The 18,877-nt window shown below is 70.4% G+C and carries 17 protein-coding genes; 5 read left to right on the forward strand and 12 right to left on the reverse strand.

All coding sequences use genetic code 11. The annotated features are described in order from the left end of the window. Nucleotides 1-96: 96 nt before the first annotated feature. The 5 genes from H9633_RS02850 to H9633_RS02870 form a co-directional block, all read right to left on the reverse strand. Nucleotides 97-594, reverse strand: coding sequence for a methylated-DNA--[protein]-cysteine S-methyltransferase (locus tag H9633_RS02850; protein ID WP_191712019.1), 498 nt, complete (start codon nt 592-594; stop codon nt 97-99). After that, complete coding sequence (locus H9633_RS02855) at nt 591-2,105, reverse strand: DNA-3-methyladenine glycosylase 2 family protein (protein WP_191712020.1); 1,515 nt, start codon at nt 2,103-2,105, stop codon at nt 591-593. The genes H9633_RS02850 and H9633_RS02855 overlap by 4 nt, the downstream gene beginning before the upstream one ends. A 185-nt stretch (nt 2,106-2,290) precedes the next feature. After that, nucleotides 2,291-3,898, reverse strand: coding sequence for a bifunctional phosphoribosylaminoimidazolecarboxamide formyltransferase/IMP cyclohydrolase (gene purH / locus H9633_RS02860; RefSeq protein ID WP_071643534.1), 1,608 nt, complete (start codon nt 3,896-3,898; stop codon nt 2,291-2,293). A gap of 35 nt (nt 3,899-3,933) precedes the next feature. Then, the gene (gene purN / locus H9633_RS02865; RefSeq protein WP_071643535.1) at nt 3,934-4,515 is read right to left on the reverse strand and encodes a phosphoribosylglycinamide formyltransferase; all 582 of its coding nucleotides are present in this window, start codon (nt 4,513-4,515) and stop codon (nt 3,934-3,936) included. A 4-nt stretch (nt 4,516-4,519) separates the two neighbouring features. Next, nucleotides 4,520-5,788, reverse strand: a complete 1,269-nt coding sequence (locus H9633_RS02870; RefSeq protein ID WP_191712021.1) for a cell division protein PerM — start codon at nt 5,786-5,788, stop codon at nt 4,520-4,522. Nucleotides 5,789-5,880: 92 nt separating this feature from the next. Here H9633_RS02870 and H9633_RS02875 point away from each other — a divergent pair, with 92 nt between their 5' ends. Beyond that, nucleotides 5,881-7,320 (forward strand): NCS2 family permease, encoded by a 1,440-nt coding sequence (locus tag H9633_RS02875; protein ID WP_191712022.1) that lies wholly within the window; start codon nt 5,881-5,883, stop codon nt 7,318-7,320. 235 nt (nt 7,321-7,555) lie between these two features. Here the strand turns inward: H9633_RS02875 and sucD are convergent, their stop codons facing one another. Both sucD and sucC read right to left on the reverse strand, forming a co-directional pair. Beyond that, entirely contained in the window at nt 7,556-8,458 is a 903-nt protein-coding gene (gene sucD, locus H9633_RS02880) for a succinate--CoA ligase subunit alpha (protein WP_071643538.1), read from the reverse strand. Between the two features lie 22 nt (nt 8,459-8,480). After that, nucleotides 8,481-9,647 (reverse strand): ADP-forming succinate--CoA ligase subunit beta, encoded by a 1,167-nt coding sequence (gene sucC, locus H9633_RS02885; RefSeq protein ID WP_071643539.1) that lies wholly within the window; start codon nt 9,645-9,647, stop codon nt 8,481-8,483. A 154-nt stretch (nt 9,648-9,801) separates the two neighbouring features. On the opposite strand from sucC, the gene H9633_RS02890 reads away from it, so the two are divergent. After that, entirely contained in the window at nt 9,802-10,461 is a 660-nt protein-coding gene (locus H9633_RS02890) for a TetR family transcriptional regulator (protein WP_071643540.1), read from the forward strand. Nucleotides 10,462-10,474: 13 nt separating this feature from the next. On the opposite strand, the gene H9633_RS02895 is transcribed toward H9633_RS02890, so the two are convergent. Beyond that, nucleotides 10,475-10,978 (reverse strand): hypothetical protein, encoded by a 504-nt coding sequence (locus H9633_RS02895; RefSeq protein WP_191712023.1) that lies wholly within the window; start codon nt 10,976-10,978, stop codon nt 10,475-10,477. Nucleotides 10,979-11,063: 85 nt separating this feature from the next. Between H9633_RS02895 and H9633_RS02900 the strand changes: the two genes are divergently transcribed. Beyond that, nucleotides 11,064-12,098 carry an ATP-dependent DNA ligase gene (locus H9633_RS02900; protein ID WP_191712024.1) on the forward strand — a complete coding sequence of 345 codons (1,035 nt, stop codon included), beginning with the start codon at nt 11,064-11,066 and terminating at the stop codon, nt 12,096-12,098. Nucleotides 12,099-12,152: 54 nt separating this feature from the next. Here the strand turns inward: H9633_RS02900 and ligD are convergent, their stop codons facing one another. From ligD to H9633_RS02915, 3 genes are all read right to left on the reverse strand, one after another. Next, nucleotides 12,153-13,214 carry a non-homologous end-joining DNA ligase gene (gene ligD / locus H9633_RS02905; RefSeq protein ID WP_191712025.1) on the reverse strand — a complete coding sequence of 354 codons (1,062 nt, stop codon included), beginning with the start codon at nt 13,212-13,214 and terminating at the stop codon, nt 12,153-12,155. 78 nt (nt 13,215-13,292) lie between these two features. Next, nucleotides 13,293-14,447, reverse strand: a complete 1,155-nt coding sequence (locus H9633_RS02910; protein ID WP_191712026.1) for an SseB family protein — start codon at nt 14,445-14,447, stop codon at nt 13,293-13,295. A 63-nt stretch (nt 14,448-14,510) separates the two neighbouring features. Next, a complete protein-coding gene (locus H9633_RS02915; protein WP_191712027.1) occupies nt 14,511-16,985 on the reverse strand; it encodes an ATP-dependent helicase in 2,475 nt (824 codons plus the stop codon). Between the two features lie 71 nt (nt 16,986-17,056). Here H9633_RS02915 and H9633_RS02920 point away from each other — a divergent pair, with 71 nt between their 5' ends. Then, complete coding sequence (locus H9633_RS02920) at nt 17,057-17,455, forward strand: pyridoxamine 5'-phosphate oxidase family protein (RefSeq protein WP_071642755.1); 399 nt, start codon at nt 17,057-17,059, stop codon at nt 17,453-17,455. A 24-nt stretch (nt 17,456-17,479) separates the two neighbouring features. After that, nucleotides 17,480-17,872: a YccF domain-containing protein gene (locus H9633_RS02925; protein ID WP_071642757.1), complete on the forward strand. Its 393-nt coding sequence runs from the start codon at nt 17,480-17,482 to the stop codon at nt 17,870-17,872. A 9-nt stretch (nt 17,873-17,881) separates the two neighbouring features. Here the strand turns inward: H9633_RS02925 and H9633_RS02930 are convergent, their stop codons facing one another. Then, nucleotides 17,882-18,865 carry a glycerophosphodiester phosphodiesterase family protein gene (locus H9633_RS02930; protein ID WP_071642780.1) on the reverse strand — a complete coding sequence of 328 codons (984 nt, stop codon included), beginning with the start codon at nt 18,863-18,865 and terminating at the stop codon, nt 17,882-17,884. Nucleotides 18,866-18,877: the final 12 nt, after the last annotated feature.

The raw sequence follows: 18,877 nt of genomic DNA on the forward strand, positions 1-18,877 counted from the left end.
AGGCGGATGCCGTGGCATCCGCTGCGTCGCCCGGTCGACGCGACAGCCTTCGAGCCTATTGCCGACGCTGTCCGACGCGCAAGGCGGACGCGTCGATCAGATCTCGCCGCGCTCGCGGGCGAGCAGGCTCTGCTTCACCGGGAGACCCCACGCGAAGCCGCCCAGCGTCCCATCCGAGCGCAGCACGCGGTGACACGGCACGAACAGGGCGGGCGCATTGCGCGCGCAGATCGACGCGGCCGCGCGCACCGCCTGCGGGCTGCCGAGCTCGGCCGCGAACTCGCTGTAGCTGAGCGGGCGTCCCGGTTCGATGCGGCGCAGGGCCGCCCATCCGGCGGACTGCATCGTCGTACCGCGCTGGCGCACGATCACGGCGTCGATGGCGTGCAGGTCGCCCGCGTAGAACGCGCGCGCCGCGTGTGCGGCATCCGTCTCGCCCTCGTCGACCGCGGTCGGGCGCAGCGCGGGATGCACCCGCGCGATGATCGCCGCGTGGTCGTCGGTCCAGCCGGAGGCGAGCACCCGCTGCGCCTCGTCGACGAGGATCGTCAGGGCGCCGTCGGGTGTCGGTATCGTCTGCACGAGCGCGGTCATGGCTTCTCCTTCGGGGCTGAGCGTGCGGAGCGGCGCGGCGGCCGGGCGGGTACCGCCCGCCACAGGTGCGCGGCGAGGTAGCTGCGCCAGGGCGCCGTGCGCGCGGCCCAGGCGGTGAGGGACGCCGGATCTCCGGCGAGCCCTGAGGCCACGGCACCCGCGCGCACGGCCACGTCGCCGGGCAGGAAGACGTCGGGGTCGCCGATCACGCGCATCCGCACGTAGTCCGCCGTCCACGGCCCGATGCCCGGCATCGCCAGCAGGGCCGCGCGCTGCGCTGCGGCGTCGTCGCCGACCGTGAGGGTGAGCGACCCGTCGGCGAGCGCCGCGGCAGCGCCGGTGATGGCGCGGAGGCGCGCCGCCGGCCCGCGCAGCACCTCGGCACCGTGCTCGGCGATGGCGTCCATCGTCGGGAAGAGCAGCCCGCCGGTGGGAGTGCGCTCGCCCAGCTGCTCGGCCAGCGCGGCGAGAGCGGTGCGGGCTGCGGCGACGGTGATCTGCTGTCCCACCATGGCACGGATGAGCATCTCGTGCGGATCCGCCGTGCCCGGCACCCGGATGCCGGGGACGGCGGCCACGAGCGGCGCCAGCTCGGGGTGCTCCGAGAGCGCGTCGTCGACCGCCTGCGGGTCGGCGTCGAGGTCGAACAGCCGGCGGGCGGTCGCGACGAGGGGTGCGAGGTCGGCGAGCCTGGTGACCGTCGCCCGCAGCCGCAGCTGTCCCTCCGGCGTCTGCCGGATCTCGAGGTGCGCGGGGCCGCCCGGCATCCGCAGGTGACGACCGAACGAGGTCGCCGTGGCGGTCTCCACCCCGGGCAGAGCGCGCGCCGCCATCCAGACGAACAGGCCCGAGGCGTCGATGGGCGCGCGGTGCGGCAGCAGCAGGTCTATGGTGCCAGGCGTCTCGGCGCCGTCCGCCGCAGCGTGTGAGCCGCGGGCGGCTGCACGGCGCGTCGCGCGCAGCTCTCCGGGGGGCATCTCGAAGACCTCTCGGATCGTGTCGTTGCACTGCCGGATGCTCGAGAATCCCGCGGAGAACGCGACCTCCGAGATGGGCATGTCGGTGCCGACGAGCAGCATGCGCGCGGTGTGCGCGCGGTGCGCCCTGGCGAGGGCGAGCGGGCCGGCGCCGAGCTCGGCGGTCAGCATCCGCGTCAGATGCCGGGGCGAGTAGCCGAGCCGGCGGGCGAGCCCTGGCACCCCCTCCTGCTCGACGACTCCCGCGGTGATCAGACGCATCGCGCGCCCGGCCGCGTCTCCGCGCAGATCCCACGCCGGCGAACCCGGCGCGGCTTCGGGCAGGCAGCGCTTGCAGGCGCGGTACCCGGCCTCGTGCGCCGCTGCGCTCGTGGAGTAGAAGGTGACGTTCTCGGGCTTCGGGGTGCGGGCGGGGCAGCTCGGGCGGCAGTAGATGCGCGTCGAGCGCACCGCCGTGACGAACTGCCCGTCGAAGCGTGTGTCCCGCGCGGCGATCGCACGGTAGCGCCGGTCGTGCTCTGCGGTGCTGCCCATGTCTTCATGCTGTCACGCCCGCGCGCCGTCGGCTGGCGGAAATCGGACATCGCAGTCATGCGATCAGGTCACGACGTTTCGACTCGATCGGCTCCGCCGAACTCGCTCAACGATCGGGTTGCGCCCTCGCGCAGCTCGGCCGCTGTGAGGTCACTTCTTCCACTGCCCGGGCGCTGCGCCCCCGGTCAGTGGAAGAAGTGACGCTCCCCGGTGAAGAACATCGTCACGCCGGCCTTGCGGGCGGCATCCACCACCTCTTCGTCGCGCACCGAGCCGCCGGGCTGCACGATCGCCGTGACGCCGGCGTCGATGAGCACCTGCGCGCCGTCGGCGAAGGGGAAGAACGCATCGGATGCGGCCACCGAGCCGGCGGCCCGGTCTCCGGCCCGCTCGACGGCCAGGCGGCACGAGTCGACCCGGTTGACCTGCCCCATGCCCACGCCCACGGTCGCGTTGTCCTTCGCCAGCACGATCGCGTTCGACTTCACCGCACGGCAGGCCTTCCACGCGAAGATGAGGTTCTCCATCTCGACGTCGTCGGGCCGCTCGCCCGAGACGAGCTCCCAGTTCGTCGCCACCGAGACGATGTCGTCGGGGAACCGATCGGCATCCTGCAGCAGCAGACCGCCCGAGACCAGACGCACGTCCATCCGCTCCTGCCGCCAGTCGGCGGGCAGCTGCAGCAGACGCAGGTTCTTCTTCGCCTTGAACACCTCGAGCGCGGCCGGCTCGAACGCCGGGGCGACGATGACCTCGGTGAAGATGTCCTTCAGGTTCTCCGCCATCTTCAGGGTCACGGTGCCGTTGGCCGCGATCACTCCGCCGTAAGCCGAGACCGGGTCGCATTCGTGGGCGCGCAGGTGCGCGCTGGCGATGGGATCGAGGGCGTTGCGCGCGGTCGTCGCGATGCCGCACGGGTTGGCGTGCTTGATGATCGCCACGGCCGGCTGCACCATGTCGTACGCGGCGCGCAGCGCGGCGTCGGCGTCGACGTAGTTGTTGTACGACATCTCCTTGCCCTGCAGCTGGGTCGCCTGCGCGATGCCGTGGCCGCCGGCGCGGGTGTAGATCGCGCCGCGCTGGTGCGAGTTCTCGCCGTAGCGCAGCGTGGCCAGGCGCTCGGCCTTCACGGTGAGGTGCGCCGGCAGGTCTCCGCTCTCGGCGAGGGTGCGCTCCGAGAACCACTGCGCGACGGCCGAGTCGTAGTTTGCGGTGTGCGCGAAGGCGCGTGCGGCGAGCTCGCGACGGTGGCTGAGGGTGGTGCCGCCCTCGGCGATCGCCTCGATGATGGCGGGGTAAGACTCGGGTGACACGACGATCGCGACGTTGGCGTGGTTCTTCGCCGCAGCGCGCACCATGGCGGGTCCGCCGATGTCGATCTGCTCGACGATGGCGTCGGGGTGTGCGCCTGATGCCACGGTCTCGACGAAGGGGTAGAGGTTGACCACGACGAGCTCGAACGGCTCGATGCCGAAGTCCTCGAGCTGACGCTCGTGCTCTTCGAGGCGCAGGTCGGCGAGCAGCCCGCCGTGCACCTTCGGGTGCAGCGTCTTGACGCGGCCGTCGAGCATCTCGGCGACCCCGGTGACCGATGCCACATCCGTGACCTGGTGACCCGCATCGCGGATGGTCTGCGCCGTGGAGCCGGTCGAGACGATTTCGATGCCCGCCTCGGTCAGCGCCTCGGCGAGCTCGATCAGGCCGGACTTGTCGCTCACCGACACCAGGGCGCGCTTCACCCGCACCAGGTCGCGGTCGCGGTACAGCGAGGGGTCGAGGCTGGGGCCGGCCATGGGGGTGCTCCTTCGTTCGGGGGAGGTCGTGCGGGTCAGCGGGAGAGGGTCAGGTCGCCCGTGGCGATGCGCTGCACGGCATCGATCAGCAGGCGACGCTCGACGGGCTTGATGCGGTCGTGCAGGGTGGCTTCGGTGTCGCCGGGCAGCACGGGCACGCGCTCCTGGGCGAGGATCGGTCCGCTGTCGATGCCGTCGTCGATCACGATGATGCTCGCTCCGGTCTCGGCGACGCCGGCGGCGAGCGCATCGCGCACGCCGTGCGCGCCGGGGAACTCGGGCAGGTACGCGGGATGCGTGTTGATGATGTTCGGCGCGTAGCGCTCGACGACCGCCGGCGGCAGCAGGCGCATCAGCCCGCTGAGCACGATGAGGTCCGGCTGCCAGGCGTCCAGCTGGGCGGCCAGCTCCCGCCCCCACTCCTCGCGACTCGCATAGGCGGTGTACGGCACGGTGAAGGTGGGGATGCCGAACTCCTCGGCGTGCGCGAGCCCTTCCGCGTCCCGGTCGGCGCCGACGGCGATCACCCTGGCCGGGAAGTCGGGGTGACTCGCCGCCTCCAGCAGGGCTCGAAGGTTCGAGCCGGTACCGGAGATCAGAACAGCGAGCGTCAGCACCCGGTCAGTCTACCGGGGTGGTGAGCCCCGCCATCTCCGTGTTCCAGCGGTCGATGCGCTCTTCGGCGAGCTCGTCGCGGTGCCGCGGTGCGAGCAGCAGGATGCCGGCGCCGATGAGCACCTCGATGCCGATCGCGAGCGTGAGCGCTCCGGGCGCGGGTCCGGCCTGCGCGAGTCGGCCCGGGCCGATCGAGCCGGACGCCAGTGCCGCCGCGAGCGCGGCGACGCCGGCGGTCAGGCCGGCGATCGCGACCGCGATCGCCGCTCGCGGGCCGTACCCGCCCGCGGTGTTCTCCCAGACCAGCCTCGAGCGCACCATCCAGCCGGCCACCGCGCCGCAGGCGATCGGCACGAGCACGCTCACCAGCATCCAGATCGACGAGTTCTCGGGCACCAGCCCGAGAACCGGGATGCCGGGGACGACACCCAGCTCGGTGCCGGCTGGCGACACCGAGGTGCCCGCGCCGAGGGCGAAGCCCGGGGCGGCGAGCCAGCTCGCCGCCCACACGATCAGGGTCGGCAGGTAGGCCAGGTGCCCGAGGGTGAGCATGGCGGCGCCGAGGGCGTCGACGTGCGCCGCCTCGAACAGCGCCACCACCTCTCCGCCGCGCAGCAGCGTCATGACGGCGATGCCCACGGCCGACGCGCCCGTCAGTGCGACCGTGGCGACGGCAGCGCCCCGGACGGCCTCGCCGGGCACCGCGGCCCAGTCGCCCCAGGCGTCGACGACGTCACGCAGCCGATCGATGAGCCCGTCGTCGCCCTCCGCCCACGCGTGGCGCAGCGCGCCGGCCAGCGCACCGACCGCGTAGACCGCGGCGGGGATGACGATCGCGGCCCACAGCGGGGCGCGCAGCACGTCAGAGCGGCAGGTCACCGCGACGGCGACCGAGAGGGCGGTGAACCCCGCCACTCCCCCGATGACACCGGAGACCCACCGGCCGGCCACGGCGGCACGACGGCCCGACCGCGCCGCGAAGAGCAGGGTGAACAGCAGCAGCGCCAGCGGCGGCACCGAGAGGGCGAATCGGGCCGCGTCCTTCGGGATCGCGAGGGCGGAGACCACGGCATCCGGAAGCACCACCTCGAGAGGGACCCCGTGCCCGAACTGCCAGAGCGTGCCGCTCACCGGCCAGAGCGAACCCCAGTCGGCGGCGAGTCCGAACGCCAGTACCCAGAGCAGGGTGAAGGGCGCGAGCACGACGGCGAGCCCGACAGCGGCCGCGATGGCGGCGTCGAGGGCGGCGAGGAGCGCGACGATGAGGCGTTGCATGACGGATCGAGCCTACGTCGTGCATCCGCCCGGTCTGCTGCGGCCACGCGCGGTGCGGCGAACCCGGTAGATTCTCTTCGGAGGTCCACCCGATGACTGATGCCCCTGTGCGCCCTGACGCCGAACCGCGTAATGCGATCGACCGTTTCTTCGAGATCACCCGACGAGGTTCGAGCTTCGCCGCCGAGATCCGCGGAGGTGTGGTCACGTTCGTGACGATGGCGTACATCGTCATCCTGAACCCCATCATCCTCTCCAGCGGAACCGACATCGGCGGCGCTCAGCTGGACTTCGTGCAGCTGAGCGCGGTGACCGGGCTCACCGCGGCCGTCATGACGATCCTGTTCGGTCTGGTCGCGCGCCTGCCGTTCGGATTCGCGGCCGGTCTCGGCATCAACGCGTTCCTCGCGTTCTCCGTCGTCGGCGAGGTCACCTGGCCCGAGGCGATGGGCCTGGTGGTCATCAACGGCCTGATCATCGTGCTGCTCAGCGCGACCGGCCTGCGCCGCATGATCTTCGACGCCGTCCCCATGCAGCTGAAGATCGCCATCACCGTCGGCATCGGCCTGTTCATCGCGTTCATCGGCTTCGTCAACGCCGGCTTCGTGACGGCCGCCGCCTCGCCGCCGGTCGCCCTCGGCGTGGGCGGCTCGGTCGCCACCGTGCCCACACTTCTGTTCGTGATCACCCTGCTGCTCACCGGCGTGCTGGTGGCGCGCCGGGTCAAGGGCGGCATCCTCATCGGGCTCGTCACGGGGACGGTGCTTGCCGTCGTCGTCGAGGCGATCTGGCACATCGGCGCCAAGGGCGACGACAACCCCGGTGGCTGGGGCCTGTCGGTGCCGGCTCTGCCCGCGCAGCTCGTCAGCCTTCCCGACCTGTCGCTCGTCGGCCAGTTCGACCTGTTCGGCGGCTTCGGTCGCATCGGCGCTCTGGCCGCCCTGATGCTCGTCTTCACCCTCGTCTTCACGAACTTCTTCGACGCGATGGGCACCATGACCGGCCTCGCGAAGGAGGCGGAGATCGCCGACGAGCGCGGCAACTTCCCGCGTCTGAAGTCGGCGCTGATCGTCGAGGGCGTCGGCGCCGTGGTCGGCGGCGCCACCTCGTCCTCGTCGAACACGGTGTTCGTCGAGTCGGGCGCCGGCATCAGCGAAGGCGCCCGCACCGGTTTCGCGAACCTCGTCACCGGCGGGCTCTTCCTCATCGCGATGTTCTTCACCCCGCTGGTCTCGATCGTGCCCACCGAGGTGGCCGCCGCCGCGCTGGTGATCGTCGGAGCGCTCATGATGAGCCAGATCCGCTTCATCGACCTGACCGACTTCTCCGCACTGTTCGGCGTCTTCCTCACCGTGTCGGTGATGCCGATGACGTACTCGATCGCCAACGGCATCGGCGCCGGCTTCATCGGCTGGGTCGCCGCACGCGCGTTCTCGGGCAAGGCGAAGGAGATCAGCCCGCTGCTGTGGATCGTGGCGGCCGGCTTCGTGATCTACTTCGCCCGCGGACCGGTGGAGATGCTGCTCAGCTGAGCGACGGCGTCCCGCGGTCGCGGGTATGACGAAGGCCCCGGGGTGGAGCCCGGGGCCTTCGTGTACGAGTCTACCGCGTCGGCGGCACGATGGCGTTCCGCGCAGCAGCTGCGGAAGTCCCGATGAGCGCATGCCTCGATCCCGTCACGTCCGCCGCGCGGCATCCGCGGGTGCAGACGCCGATGGCCCCGGGAGGGGATCCCGGGGCCATCGTGCGCAGGTGGACGCGTCGCGGTCAGAGCGCCTCGACGATGGCGCGCATCAGGTCGGCCGCCTCAGAAGGCGTCTTGCCCACCTTGACGCCGGCGGCCTCGAGGGCCTCCTTCTTGGCCTGTGCGGTTCCGGCCGAGCCCGAGACGATGGCGCCGGCGTGGCCCATGGTCTTGCCCTCGGGCGCGGTGAAGCCGGCGACGTAGCCGACGACGGGCTTGGTGACGTTGGCCTTGATGTAGTCGGCCGCGCGCTCCTCGGCGTCGCCGCCGATCTCGCCGATCATGACGATGGCCTTGGTCTCGGGGTCGGCCTCGAACGCGGCGAGCGCGTCGATGTGCGTGGTGCCGATGACCGGGTCGCCGCCGATGCCGATGGCGGTCGAGAAGCCCAGGTCGCGCAGCTCGAACATCATCTGGTAGGTCAGCGTGCCCGACTTCGACACGAGACCGATCGGGCCCTTGCCGGTGATGTTGGCCGGGGTGATGCCGACCAGCGCCTCGTCAGGGGTGATGATGCCGGGGCAGTTCGGACCGATGATGCGGGTCTTGTTGCCCTTCTCGGTCGCGTACGCCCATGCCTCGGCACTGTCGCCCACGGGCACGCCCTCGGTGATGACGACGAGCAGCGGGATCTCGGCGTCGATGGCCTCGACCATGGCGTCCTTGGTGAACGCGCCGGGCACGAAGGCGATCGAGACGTCAGCTCCGGTCTTCTCCATCGCCTCGGCGACCGAGCCGAAGACGGGGAGCTCGACGGCGTTGCCGTCCTTGTCGGTGTGCGCGACGGTCGTGCCGGCCTTGCGGGCGTTCACGCCGCCGACGATGTTGGTGCCCGCCTTGAGCATGAGGGCGGTGTGCTTGGTGCCCTCGCCGCCGGTGATGCCCTGGACGATGACCTTGGAGTCCTTGTTGATGAAGATCGACATGTCTGTGATTCCTTCCGGCGCGTCAGGCGTTCGCCAGCTCGGCGGCCTTGTCGGCGCCCTCGTCCATGGTGGCGGCGAGGGTCACCAGCGGGTGGTTGGCTGCGGCGAGGATCTCGCGACCCTCTTCGACCTGGTTGCCGTCGAGGCGCACGACGAGAGGCTTGGTCGCCGCATCGCCGAGGATCTCGAGGGCCTTCACGATGCCCTCGGCGACGGCGACGCAGGAGGTGATGCCGCCGAAGACGTTCACGAACACGCTCTTGACCTGCTCGTCGCCGAGGATGACGTCGAGTCCGGCCGCCATGACCGTGGCGGACGCACCGCCGCCGATGTCGAGGAAGTTCGCCGGCTTCACGCCGCCGTGCTTCTCACCGGCGTAGGCGACGACGTCGAGGGTCGACATGACCAGACCCGCGCCGTTGCCGATGATGCCGACCTGTCCGTCGAGCTTGACGTAGTTGAGGCCGGATGCCTTGGCCTTCGCCTCGAGGGGGTTCTCGGCGTCCTTGTCGGCGAGAGCCTCGTGCTCGGGGTGACGGATCTCGGACGCGTTGTCGTCGAGGGTCACCTTGCCGTCGAGGGCGATGATCTCGCCGTCTTCGGTGCGCACCAGCGGGTTGACCTCGACGAGCGTGGCGTCTTCGCCCTTGTACACGTCGTAGAGCTTGACGAACACGTCGGCGACCTTCTCGACGAGCTCTTCGGGGAAGTTCGCCGCCTGGGCGATCTCGACGGCCTTGGCCTTGTCGATGCCGGTCAGCGGGTTGACCTCGACGCGCGCGAGGGCCTCGGGCTTCTCGACGGCGAGCTGCTCGATCTCCATGCCGCCCTCGACGCTGCACAGCGACAGGTACGAGCGGTTGGCGCGGTCGAGCAGCACCGAGAAGTAGAACTCCTCCGCGATGCGCGCGCCCTGCGCGACCATGACGCGCTTGACGACGTGGCCCTTGATGTCGAGGCCGAGGATCGCCTTCGCTGCCTCGTACGCCTCGTCGGGGGTCTTGGCGACCTTGACACCGCCGGCCTTGCCGCGCCCACCGGTCTTGACCTGAGCCTTGACGACCACGACACCGCCGATCTTCTCGGCGGCCGCCCTCACCTCCTCGGGGGTGTCGGCGACGATGCCGGCGAGGACCGGCACTCCGTACTTCTCGAAAACGTCTCGTGCCTGGTACTCGTACAGATCCACTGTGGTTCCTTCACTGGGCTGCTGTCTGGTCTGGTGATTCTCTCGATGTCGAGACATCGACCAGTCCCCCAGCCTACTACCGCCGTCTGAGCGCGCCGTCGCCGTCCCGCGACGTCGACGGACGCCGGGGGGCGCCGCGGTCTAGGCTTTCGCCATGCACGAATCCGCAGATCTGAGCACCGGTGTCGTCGCCGCGGCCCTCGAACTCTTCAGCGCCCAGGGGTTCGATCAGACGTCCGTCGAGCAGATCGCGAAGGCCGCGGGCGTCTCGCGGTCGACCTTCTTCCGCCAGTTCGGCGGCAAGGAGGATGTCGTGTTCATCGATCACGAGGCCCTGCTCGACGAGCTGCGGCAGTTCCTCGCCGAGCCGCACGACGACCCGTGGGCGGCGGTGTGCGAGGCATCGGAGCGCGTCTTCGCGCACTTCGCGCGAGACCCCGAGCTCGCCCGCCGACGCTACGAGGTCGTCCGCGAGGTGCCCGTGCTGCGCGACCGCGAGATCGTCACGGTGTTCCGGTATGAGCGGCTGTTCGACGAATACCTGCGCGCCTCCCTGCCCGGGATCGCGCCGATCGACGCGGTCGGGTTCTCTGCCCTGATCACCGCCGTGCACAATCACGTGCTGCGCCAGCTGCTGCGCGGCGGCCGCGTGCCGCTGAGCGTTCTGCGGGAGGCGCTCGACGACGTGCGTCGCCGCTACGGTGTGCTTCCCGAGGCGATCACGCCGTCGGATGACGATGTCGTCGTCGCCGTGTTCCCGCGGTCGATGCCGATCGCCGAGATCTCACGTCGCGTGCAGGCTCAGCTGTCCTGAGCGGCCGCCGACGTCACTCGTCGCAGCCGCACCGTCCCGAAGCGTTCTTCACCATGAAGCACACGTCGCACACGCCGTAATCGCGCTCGGCGAGGTTGGTGGCCTTCGGCGCGCGGGGCTCGGGGGCGGGGCGGGATGCGGCCGGGGTGCGAGTGCCGGATGCCGGGCGCTTCGCCGCCGAGACGGTCGGCAGTCCGCTGGGCTGGTTGACGTAGAAGTACGGCGGGCGGCCTTCGCTGGGCAGCAGCGGCAGCACCCGACCGCCCACGCTCACCTGCTCGTCCGCGGCGAAGCCGTTGATGTACGTGCGGCCGATGTGCAGAGGAGCTTCGGCGGTGCGGCGGATCGCCTCGATGTACCTGCCGCGATCGATGTAGCTGCTGACGCCGACGGCCTCGGTCACCGCGGCGATGAACTCGTGATTCTCGACGGGGATCCGGTGCGCGCGCAGCGCCTCCGCGAGAGATCGGTACGGACGGGAGGTTCCTGCGGGCGTCGGGCCCTGTACTTCGTTCATCACCTCCATTCTCTCACCCGCAACGGCCCCGTCGGTCGTCTTCGCCGTGCCAGACTCTTCTGATCCGACCGGAGAGGACCGGCACATGTACTCCATCCCCGCTCCGATGCTCGCCAAGGCCGCGGCATCCATCCCCGATCCGGCGAAGAAGCCGATGCTGTACGAGCCGAAGTGGGACGGATTCCGCGGGCTGGTCGCCTGGGACGGCGAGGAGATCGAGATCGGCTCGCGCGGCGCGAAGCCGCTCACCCGCTACTTCCCCGAGCTGGTCGAGCAGCTGGCCGCCATCCTGCCCGGCCCGTGCCTGCTCGACGGGGAGATCGTCGTGGCCACCGGTCCCGCCGGCGCGCAGCGTCTGGACTGGGAGGCGCTGAGCCAGCGCATCCATCCGGCCGCATCGCGGGTGGCGAAGCTCGCGACCGAGACCCCGGCGATGTTCATCGCCTTCGACCTGCTCGCCGACGGCGAGGAGGATCTGCAGCAGCATCCGTTCCGAGAGCGACGGGCACGGCTCGAGGGGATGCTGTCGGATGCCCCGCATCCGCTGCACCTGACCCGCGCCACCGACGATCCGGACCTCGCCCGACGCTGGCTGGCGGAGTTCGAGGGCGCGGGGCTGGACGGGGTCGTCGCGAAACCGCTCGACGATGCCTACGCCCCCGGCAAGCGCACCCTGATCAAGATCAAGCACGCCCGCACCGCCGACGTGGTCGCGCTCGGCTATCGCGTGCACAAGAGCGGATCGGGCGTCGGGTCGCTGCTGGTCGGGCTGTACGACGAGACCGGCGCGCTGCGGCAGGTGGGCGGCGTCGCCGCCTGGACGGATGCCATGCGCCAGAAGCTCGTCGACGACCTCGCTCCGCTCGTCGTGCGCGACGAGGCGGGCGACGCGGTGACCGGCGAGAGCGAGCGCTCCCGGTTCACCGGCGCCAAGGACATGACGTTCGTGCGGCTGCGCCCTGAGCTGGTGCTCGAGGTGCGCTACGACCAGCTCGAAGGCGACCGCTTCCGGCACACCGTGCAGTTCGAACGCTGGCGCCCCGACCGCGAGGCGCGCTCGTGCACCTACGACCAGCTCGAGACGGTCGCCGGATACGACCTGGCGGACGTGCTGCAGTAGTCGCCGGCGTCTCGCCCGCGGCTCCGAGACGACGGCCATGCCAGGACGGCGCCGTCAGTCGTCGACCCGGTCGCCGTTCGCATCCCAGTTCTCGGCGACCTTCTTGCTGGGCTGCACGCGCGGCGGCTCGCCAGGCATCTTCGGGAACTCGGGCGGGAACGGCAGCTCGCCGAGCCCGTGCTCGACGTCGCGCTCCCACCAGGCGAGCAGGGTGTCGATCCGGGCGGGGGCATCCTGCATGCCCGCCCACGGGTCTCCGATCTCGGCGAGCCGGGCGGGCACCGTGCGCACCGTGAACCGCATCGGGTCGAGGTCGTCGAGCTCCTCCCAATGGATCGGAGTCGACACCGGCGCGCCGGGTCTGGCCCGCGGGCTGTACGCCCCGGCGATGGTGCGGTCGCGGTTCGCCTGGTTGAAGTCGACGAAGATCCGCTCGCCGCGCTCCTCCTTCCACCAGTTCGTCGTGACGCGATCCGGCATCCGGCGCTCGAGCTCGCGTCCCGCCGCGATCACCGCGTGGCGCACGGTGAGGAACTCCCACTCGGGCACGATCGGGCTGAACACGTGCAGGCCGCGGTTGCCGCTCGTCTTGATGAACGGGTCGAGCCCCGCGTCGCGCAGCACCTCGCGCAGCTCGAGGGCGGCGGGGATGGCCTGCTCGATGCCCGTGCCGGGCTGCGGGTCGAGGTCGATGCGCAGCTCGACCGGGTTGTCGGTGTTCGCCGCGAGCGAGGCCCAGGGATGGAACACGACGGTGTTCATCTGCACCGCCCAGACGATCGCGCTCGGCCGGGTGAGCACGAGCTGCGGGTGACGGCGCCCGCTGTTGTACGTGCACATCACGGACTCGACGTAGTCGGGAGTGCCCTTCGGCGGGTTCTTCGAGAAGAACTGCTCCCCCTGGATGCCGTCACGGAACCGTTCGAGCGACACCGGCCGGTGGCCGGTGGATCGCAGGAACGCCTCCGCCACCTGCTGCACGTACTCGGCGTACTCCGCCTTGGTGATGCCGGCGCCGTCATCGGTTGGCCAGACCGCCTTGTTCGGGCTCGACAGGTCGACGACGCGTTCGCCGTCGGGATCCTGCACCGTCAGCTTCACTCGCTCAGAGGCCATGCTCCGACACTAGGGCGTGCCCGGGGCGGATCACAGGGGCTGGCGACCAGCAGGCGCGCCGACTATGCGGCGCATCGATCAGTCGTCGTCGCCGATGTCGATCCCGAGCACCAGCACGGCGCTCAGCGCGTCGCGCTCGATCGCGATCGACGGGCCCGCGATGTCGACCAGCACCCCGGCGAGCCCGGAGTGCTCGCCGAGGACCTTCGCCAGCTGCTCGGGCTGGAACGGCAGCGGCTTGTCCTTGCGCCCGAGGGCGACGACCTCGAGCGGGTGCGAGAACACCTGCAGGAACCGGCGTCCGTCGGTCGCGTGCGCTTCGGCGATGCCCACCGGCTGGCCGTTGGATCCGTCGTTGACCGCCACCCAGCACCGGGTGCCGGCGAGCGCCTCCGCCACGCGGACGGCGCTCTGCTCGTCGCGCGGTGCGGCCAGCGCCGTCTTCACCGCCATGTTCTCGTCACCCTGCTCGACGGCCTTCTGCAGCAGCTCGGTGGGGAACACCGCGCGGTGCGGCGCGGAGGAGTTGTCGATGACGATGCCGTTGAAGCCGCCGGCGATCACCTGCTGGTAGACCGCCGTCGTCGGCTGGGCGATGGCCGAGGTGGCGGCGGCGTCCTCCGCGCCCTCGAGGGACTGCTGCAGCGCCCGGCCGGAGCTGTACGCGAGCATGAACGAGCGCTCTCCGTCGCGGATGACCCCCACCGACAGCGGCTTGCCCGAGCTGATCTGCTCGCGCGCGTCGCCGTGCACGCGCAGGTAGAGGTGGCCCTGCAGCGACTGGCGCATCACGCCGAGCAGCTGCTCGTTGGTCGCGCCCTCCTGCAGCTCGGCGAGCGCCTCGCGCAGCAGGATGTTGTCGTTGAGACCGTCGACGGTGTGGGTCTGCTCGGGCGGCGTGGCCGGCGCGAGCGGAAGCCGCGGCACCGGCTGCTCGACGGTGGCGGCCGCGTGCTGCTCGCCTGGCAGGCCCTGCGCCGACGGCGACGAGGATCGTGCGGCGGGTGCGGTGCGCTCGGGTGCGCTCTGCGATGCGCCCTCCGCGGGAAGGCTCACCTCGGGGCCCGCTTCGGCGCCGACGCCGCGGAACGCCTGCACCGAGATGCTGACATCGGGCACCGGCTCGGCCGGCGCCTCGACCGCCTGCTCGTCGACGGTCTCGGCCTCGGCCGCGGGCGCTGCCGGGGAGGTCGGTTCGTCGACGGACTTCTTGCGGCGGGAGAAGAGGGCCATGTGAGCCAGCCTAACCGCACGGTGTGCGCGCGAGTCGATCGGCGACACGGGGCGCCGCGCGGGTCAGAGCTTCGTGATCGGGGCGATCTTGATGAGCAGCTTCTTCTGCCCCGCCGAGTCGAAGCGCACATGCGCGATGCGCTTGGCGCCCTCGCCGGTGACGGCCTCGACGCGTCCGTCGCCGAAGTCGTCGTGCCGTATGCGGTCGCCGGCAGCCAGCTCGAGATCGCCGTTGTCGCGGACCTTGCCGGTGACCTTGTTCGGGAAGCGGTCCATCGCCGTCGAGAGGGGCTTGAGGCCCCCGCCCTTGGGCAGCGACTTGGGCGCGAACGGGTCTGCGCTGCGCCCGCCGAAACCGCCCGGTCGACGGGCGTTCAACGCGCGCGACTGCGTTCCGCCGCGCGAGTTCACGTCACCGGGTGACTGACGCCAGTCGATGAGGTCGCCGGGGATCTCCTGCAGGAACCGGCTCGGCATGGCGACCGTGACCTCGCCGAACTGAGCGCGGGTCATCGCGAGCGAAAGGTGCAGGCGCTTGCGCGCCCGGGTGATGCCGACGTAGAACAGCCGCCGCTCCTCCTGCGGCCCGCCCGGCTCGCCGGCCGAGATGCGGTGCGGGATGAGGTCCTCCTCGACGCCGGTCACGAACACCGCGTCGTACTCCAGACCCTTCGCCGTGTGCATGGTCATCATCGACACCGCGCCCGACTCGTCGTCGAGGTCATCGGCATCCGACACCAGCGCCACCTCGGTGAGGAAGTCGGCGATACCGCCATCGGGGTTGTTTCGCGCGAAGTCGCGCGCGACGGCCACGAACTCGTCGAGGTTCTCCAGTCGTGCCTCGTCCTGCGGGTCGCGACTGGCGCGCAGCATGTCGAAGTAGCCGCTGCCGTTCAGCAGCACGGTGAGCCCCTCGGCGACCGAGGTCGCCGGCGGCACCTCGCCGGATGACGGGGTGAGAATCTCGGCTGCCTCGTTCAGCACGGCGTCGAGCTGCGTGATCGCCGCCTGGATCTTCGGCCCGACCCCCAGCAGCGGGGCGTTGCGCAGCGCATCGCGGAAGCTGAGACCGTTCTCGTCCGCGAAGCGCGCGATCGACGTCTCGGTGACGTCGCCGATGCCGCGCCGCGGCTTGTTCAGGATGCGACGGACCGCCATCTCGTCAGCCGGGTTCGCCACGGCGACGAGGTACGCGAGGGCGTCCTTGATCTCGGCGCGCTCGTAGAACTTCGTGCCGCCCATGATCTTGTAGGGTACGGCCGCGCGGATGAAGATCTCCTCCAGCGCACGCGACTGCGAGTTGGTGCGGTAGAAGACCGCCATCTCGGAGTACGGGATGCCCGCGCGGCGCAGCGCTTCGACCTCGTCCGCGACGAACTGCGCCTCGTCGTGCTGGGAGTAGCCGGTGAAGCCCACGATCTTCTCGCCGGGCCCCCGATCGCTCCACAGGTTCTTCGCCTTGCGGTCGAAGTTGTTTCCGATCACGGCGTTCGCCGCCGACAGGATGTTCTGCGTCGACCGGTAGTTCTGCTCGAGCAGCACGACCTTCGCTCCGGGGAAGTCGCGCTCGAACTCGCTGATGTTGCGGATGTCGGCGCCGCGGAAGGCGTAGATCGACTGGTCGGAGTCGCCGACCACCGTCAGCGACGCGCCCTCCGCATCAGCGGCACCCTGGGCCCCGGAGCCTGTCGAAGGGTCCGGCTCGAAAATCATCATGCCGTTCATCGCGAAGGCATCCGATTCTGCGGCCTGCCCCGACACCGGCCGGGTCAGCTCGTGGATCAGCGCATACTGCGCGTGGTTGGTGTCCTGGTACTCGTCGACGAGGATGTGCCGGAAGCGACGCCGGTACACGTCCGCGACGTGCGGGAAGGCGCGGAACAGGTACACGGTCTGGCCGATGAGGTCGTCGAAGTCGAACGCGTTCGCCTTCTGCAGGGCCCGCTGGTAGTCCGAGAAGATGTCGGCGAACTTCCGCTCGGCGGGATCGCTCAGATTCGCCTGGCGGGCGAAGCCCTCGGCATCCGTCAGCTCGTTCTTCAGCTTCGAGATGCGCGACTGCACCGCTCCGGGGGTGAGCCCGAAGGCATCCGCGTCGTGCTCCTTCACCAGCCTCTTCAGCAGGGCACGGGAGTCACCCGAGTCGTAGATCGTGAACGACTTGGTGAAGCCGAACTGCTCGGCCTCGCGGCGCAGGATCCGCACGCAGGCGGAGTGGAAGGTCGAGATCCACATCCCGCGCGCGACGTCGCCCACGAGACCGGCGACGCGCTCGCGCATCTCCGCTGCCGCCTTGTTGGTGAACGTGATCGCGAGGATCTGGCTCGGCCACGCCTCGCGTTCGCGCAGCAGCAGCGCGATCCGCCGGGTGAGCACACTCGTCTTGCCCGAGCCCGCGCCAGCGACGATGAGCAGCGCGCTGCCCCGGTGGGTCACCGCCTCGAGCTGCTGCGGGTTGAGCCCGGCGAGCAGCTCGTCGCGGCCGCCGGAGAGGCGGGGGCCGGAGGATGCGGGGACGATGAGGGGGGCGTCGGTCATGGCACGTCGAGTCTATTCGGGACGTCCGACACCGGGGTACGCTCGGAGCGAGCCGAGAGGACGGTGCCCCGATGATGACCGAGTTGACCGAACAGGAATGCCGGGAGTTGCTCGGCGCGACGACCGTGGGAAGGCTCGGCTTCGTCACGGATGCCCGGGTGCAGATCATCCCGGTCAACTACCTCATCGACGGCGATGACGTCGTGATCCGGACGGCACCGTCCGGCCTGCTGCGCGCATTGCCGGAGAGCACCGTGGGGATCGCGTTCGAGGTGGACCACCACGACGATCTCGCCGGCTCCGGCTGGAGCGTGCTGCTGAGCGGATCCGTCTCCGAGATGACCGACGACGAGCTGGCGGCCGTGCCCGGTGTGACGCGGCGCACTCCGTGGGCCGAGGGCGACAGGTCGCTGCCGCTGCGGTTCACCCCGGCATCGATCTCCGGTCGCCGGGTGCGCCGTCCGCACTGAGCGCAGAGGTGGCAGAATCGGGCCATGCGCACGATCCTCAACATCATCTGGGTCATCTTCGCCGGATTCTGGCTGTGGCTGGGGTACATCCTGGCAGGCATCGTGCTGTGCATCCCGATCGTCACCATCCCGTGGGCGATCGCCTCGTTCCGCATCGCCGGATACTCGCTGTGGCCGTTCGGGCGTCAGGTGGTCGACCACCCCAAGGCCGGCCTCGGCTCGGTTCTCGGCAACATCGTCTGGGTTATCCTCGCCGGCTGGTGGCTCGCGCTCGGACACATCCTCTCGGGCATCGCGCTGTGCATCACCATCATCGGCATTCCGATGGGCATCGCCGACTTCAAGCTCGTGCCGGTGTCGCTCATGCCGCTCGGCAAGGAGATCGTCCCCGCTCGCAGCGGCGCCTTCCGAGCCTGACCGGCCGGTTCAGCCGAAGAACGCGACTCCCAGATCGGGGTGGTCGACGAACACGCCGTCGACGCCCGTGTCGGCGATCTCGCGCCACTCGGCCTCGTAGTCCCCGAACGCCGACGTCGCTGCGCCGACGCGGAACCGCGGGTCGAGGAAGGTGTTCTCCGGGCGGCACGTCCAGGTGAACACCCGCAGACCGCGCGCATGCGCGTCGGCGACGATCGTGTTGCCCGGCGCGAGCAGCATCCTCTTGCTGACGCTGATGCCGTCGACCGTGCCGGCCAGCTGGTCGAGCCCCTCGGGCGTCACGGCGACGGCGTATGCGGGCGCCTGCCGGCCCAGCGCGCTGACGAGATCGAACGGCTTGCCCCGTGACTCGATGAGGTAGATGAAGGATGCCGCGATACCGGTCTTCTGCAGTCGATGCAGGATCGTCGACTCGAACGACTCGATGATCAGCGGCAGGTCGCCGTCCGCCCAGCCGCCCGCGCGCAGGTCGCGCTCGATAAGCGGCGCGAGATCGAGTCCGATGCTGTCGAAGTACGTGGCGTGCTTGATCTCGAGCACGATGCCGATCTCCCGGCCGTGCTCGTGCGACCCGGCGCGCACGAGGTCGAGCAGGTCGGGAAGGCGCAGGATCGGCTGACCGTCGTCGAACGTCGCGCTGGATCGACGGATCTCGGGCAGCCGCTCCCGGCTGCGCAGCGTCGACAGCTCGGCCCAGGTGAAGTCCTCGGTGAACCATCCGGTCAGCGAGACCCCGTCGACGCGCTTGGTCGTGCGTCGATCGGCGAACTCGGGGTGATCGGCCACGTCGGTCGTGCCGGAGATCTCGTTCTCGTGCCGCAGCACGAGCACGCCGTCCTTCGTCGCAACGACATCCGGCTCGACGGCATCCACCCCCATCGCCAACGCGAGCTCGTACGACGAGCGGCTGTGCTCCGGTCGGTATCCGGGGGCACCGCGATGCCCGATGACGAGCGGTCTTCTCCTGGGCACGCTCACAGCGTA

It is taken from the genome of Microbacterium commune (genome assembly GCF_014836945.1).
In the GTDB taxonomy this organism is placed as follows: Bacteria; Actinomycetota; Actinomycetes; order Actinomycetales; family Microbacteriaceae; genus Microbacterium; species Microbacterium commune.

Excerpts from the sequence above, each read along its gene's own strand:
- H9633_RS02900 (WP_191712024.1), top strand. The coding sequence starts at position 11,064 with ATGTACTCCATCCCCGCTCCGATGCTCGCCAAGGCCGCGGCATCCATC.
- purH (WP_071643534.1), bottom strand. The coding sequence starts at position 3,898 with ATGGCCGGCCCCAGCCTCGACCCCTCGCTGTACCGCGACCGCGACCTG.
- H9633_RS02890 (WP_071643540.1), top strand. The coding sequence starts at position 9,802 with ATGCACGAATCCGCAGATCTGAGCACCGGTGTCGTCGCCGCGGCCCTC.
- H9633_RS02850 (WP_191712019.1), bottom strand. The coding sequence starts at position 594 with ATGACCGCGCTCGTGCAGACGATACCGACACCCGACGGCGCCCTGACG.
- H9633_RS02875 (WP_191712022.1), top strand. The coding sequence starts at position 5,881 with ATGACTGATGCCCCTGTGCGCCCTGACGCCGAACCGCGTAATGCGATC.
- H9633_RS02920 (WP_071642755.1), top strand. The coding sequence starts at position 17,057 with ATGATGACCGAGTTGACCGAACAGGAATGCCGGGAGTTGCTCGGCGCG.
- H9633_RS02855 (WP_191712020.1), bottom strand. The coding sequence starts at position 2,105 with ATGGGCAGCACCGCAGAGCACGACCGGCGCTACCGTGCGATCGCCGCG.
- H9633_RS02915 (WP_191712027.1), bottom strand. The coding sequence starts at position 16,985 with ATGACCGACGCCCCCCTCATCGTCCCCGCATCCTCCGGCCCCCGCCTC.
- sucD (WP_071643538.1), bottom strand. The coding sequence starts at position 8,458 with ATGTCGATCTTCATCAACAAGGACTCCAAGGTCATCGTCCAGGGCATC.
- ligD (WP_191712025.1), bottom strand. The coding sequence starts at position 13,214 with ATGGCCTCTGAGCGAGTGAAGCTGACGGTGCAGGATCCCGACGGCGAA.
- H9633_RS02870 (WP_191712021.1), bottom strand. The coding sequence starts at position 5,788 with ATGCAACGCCTCATCGTCGCGCTCCTCGCCGCCCTCGACGCCGCCATC.
- H9633_RS02925 (WP_071642757.1), top strand. The coding sequence starts at position 17,480 with ATGCGCACGATCCTCAACATCATCTGGGTCATCTTCGCCGGATTCTGG.
- H9633_RS02910 (WP_191712026.1), bottom strand. The coding sequence starts at position 14,447 with ATGGCCCTCTTCTCCCGCCGCAAGAAGTCCGTCGACGAACCGACCTCC.
- H9633_RS02895 (WP_191712023.1), bottom strand. The coding sequence starts at position 10,978 with ATGAACGAAGTACAGGGCCCGACGCCCGCAGGAACCTCCCGTCCGTAC.